This window comes from Leucobacter chromiiresistens (assembly GCF_001477055.1).
In the GTDB taxonomy this organism is placed as follows: Bacteria; Actinomycetota; Actinomycetes; order Actinomycetales; family Microbacteriaceae; genus Leucobacter; species Leucobacter chromiiresistens_A.
In genome coordinates, this window is the sequence record NZ_LDRK01000164.1 from 1 (window position 1) to 2,562 (window position 2,562).

Here is a 2,562-nt window from a genome sequence, read left to right on the forward strand (position 1 = left end):
CGAGCAGACGTCGCGGCGCGCGCCCCGCGTCGTCGGGGTCGGCCAGCCAGGCGTCGAACCCCAGGGCGAGCTGCTCCACCACGCGCGCCCGCCCCCGCTGCGGCTGCGCGAGCTCAGGCCGCTCAAGCACGAAGTGCGCGTGCACGAACTTCAGCACCATCACCTCGTGCCATGCCTGCGTGTTCAGGCGCACGTGGCCGCTGCGCACGTGCGGGCGCTCCTCCACCACGATCGACGTGCGCAGATGGTCGATCCAGCGCCGCGTGAAATCGGAGACGGATCGCTCGCTGTCGATGCCGCCGTCGTAGGGGGCCGCCAGGAGGGTCTCCCCCACCTCCTCGCTCACCCGACGCACGGCGGCGCGGAACGCATCGCGATCCGCGATCCAGCCGTCTTTCGCGTGCAACCGCCGCCAGAGCAGCTCGAGCGACCGCCCCGGGGTGCGCCACTCCGATCGCACCGCGGCATCGGGCTCACCGGCCAGGGCTCCCGCATGGTCGAGCCACGCGCGGAACTCGCCGGCGACCGACGACTGCTGCAGCACCCCCGCCCGCGTGAAGTCGTCGAGATCGTGCACCGCGTAAGCGATGTCGTCGGCAAGATCCATGACCGCGCACTCGACCGTCTGCACGCCGTCAGCGATGTGCGGGAATGGGGCGAGCGCCGTCTCCATCTCGGCGACGTCGAGCGCGTACACGGAGAACTTCTCGGCGCCGTTCTCCGCATCGACTCCGACGCCGCGGGGGCGATCGGGCACCGCACGGTCATTCGTCGAGACGCCGACCCAGGCCCCGCGCGTCCACGGGTACTTCAACGTCGCCGCGCGCGTCGCCGCCGTGAGGTTCAGGCCCGGGAAGTCGCGACCGAGCGTGTCGAGCTGCGTCAGGATGCGGAAGCTCTGCGCATTGCCCTCGAACCCCTCGGCGAGGCCCAGCCGATCCCGCGCCACCCGGTCGAGCACCCGTTCGCCGAGATGCCCGAACGGCGGATGCCCGAGATCGTGGGCGTGCGCCGCCGCCTGCGCGACGATCGTGTCGCAGCCGCCGAGGCGGGCGATGATCGCGCCGACCCCGTCGTCCTCGGGGAGATCGCCGCGCACGAAGTCGGCGTGGCGGGCGGCGCGCCCGGCGAGCTGCGCCGCGATCACCCGCGCCACAGCGCTCACCTTGAGCGAGTGCGTGAGCCGGTTGTGCATCACCGGCCCCACCCCCGTCTGCGGCACCACCTGTGTCACGTCGGAGAGCCGGGCGAAGTACGAGGAGAAGCGGATGCGCTCGAGGTCGACCCGGTACTCCTGCGGCTCGGCCGACGACCCCGCGTCATCGGCGGGCCACTGCGAGTCGGCGATGCCGGCGGGCCGGTGCTGCGACGACACGTGCTCGACATGGCGGCGCCCCTCGCGCCCCGCCCCCGATGCCTCCATGCCCCTTATTCAAGCATGCGCCGCGACGCTACACTGACCGCAACGCGCAGCGCGCAGCGCGCAGCGCGGCAGCGCACCGCACCGCACCGCAGCGCAGCGCGGCAGCGCAGTGCACGACGGCGATCAGCGAAAGGCGGCCCATGAACGAGGCGAACCGCACCAGACCCGAGAGCGTGGCCGCGATCGAGCGGGCGACGGGGCGCGAGTGGAGCGCGTGGGTGGCGCTCTTCGAGGCGCAGGGCGCGCCCACACTCCAGCATCCCGCCATCGCGAAGATCGCTCGAGCGGCCCTCACCGACGACCTCGGCAATCCCGACTGGTGGGCGCAGGCCATCGCGATCGCCTACGAGCAGCAGGCCGGCATGCGGGTGCCAGGGCAGTCGTCGACCGGAACCTTCCGCGTCAGCGCGAGCCGCACACTGCCGACCGACCGAGACGCCGCAATCGAGGCCTGGAGCGCGGCGCACGGCTCCCTGCCCGAGCACCTCGGCCACGCGGTATCGTCTCCGCGCACGTCGCGCACCGAGAAGCGCAGCTTCCGGCGTTTCGATCTCGAGGGCGCGGGCCGGGTCGAGGTGTCGGCCACCCCGAAGGGCGACAAGACGACCCTGGCGGTCAGCCACGACGGCCTCGCGGACGGAGATCGCATCGAGGAGTGGCGCGCGCACTGGAAGTCCCTGCTCGCGGCGCTCTGACGCGCGCCGATCCCGCCCGCGCACCGCCCGCGCACCGCCCGCGCACCGCCCGCGCACCGCCCGCGCACCGACCGCGCACCGACCGCGCACCTCTCCCAGCATCCTCCCGGCCTTCCCCGGGCGTCCTCCGGGCGCGCGCTGCCAGAGTGGACGTCAGAGGGCCGGGTCCACCGCAGCGGGCAGACGCCGCGGTGGGGTTCGGCCGACCGCAGCGCGAGGCCCCTCCGCGCCGATCCCCGGGAGACACCGTGAAGCAGTCCCAGAAGGTCCTCATCGGCGTCGGCGCGGGCGTCGTCGTGCTCGCCGTCGCCGCGGCCATCGTCGGGCCCGTGATCTACCGCGACCTGATCGCCGGGCCGGCGGCCGATACGCCGTCGCTCGCCTCGGAGCCTGCGTCGCCCGGATCCCCCGATCAGACGGCGGAGGGCGACGCCGCCGCGACCG

The 2,562-nt window shown here is 73.7% G+C and carries 2 protein-coding genes and 1 pseudogene; 2 read left to right on the forward strand and 1 reads right to left on the reverse strand.

Features of this window, described 5'->3' with window-relative positions; genetic code table 11:
* Window positions 1–1,423, reverse strand: a 1,423-nt coding sequence (locus NS354_RS12830; protein WP_058594820.1) for a deoxyguanosinetriphosphate triphosphohydrolase family protein, incomplete at its 3' end; no start/stop codon positions are given.
* Window positions 1,424–1,563: 140 nt separating this feature from the next.
* On the opposite strand from NS354_RS12830, the gene NS354_RS12835 reads away from it, so the two are divergent.
* Together NS354_RS12835 and NS354_RS12840 are read left to right on the forward strand one after the other, a co-directional pair.
* Window positions 1,564–2,118 (forward strand): hypothetical protein, encoded by a 555-nt coding sequence (locus NS354_RS12835; protein WP_058594821.1) that lies wholly within the window; start codon window positions 1,564–1,566, stop codon window positions 2,116–2,118.
* Window positions 2,119–2,366: 248 nt separating this feature from the next.
* A pseudogene (locus NS354_RS12840) lies at window positions 2,367–2,562 on the forward strand (YceI family protein); the annotation flags it as partial.

What these genes read in the sequence shown, in the direction of transcription:
- NS354_RS12835 (WP_058594821.1), top strand. Translation starts at nt 1,564, where the DNA reads ATGAACGAGGCGAACCGCACCAGACCCGAGAGCGTGGCCGCGATCGAG.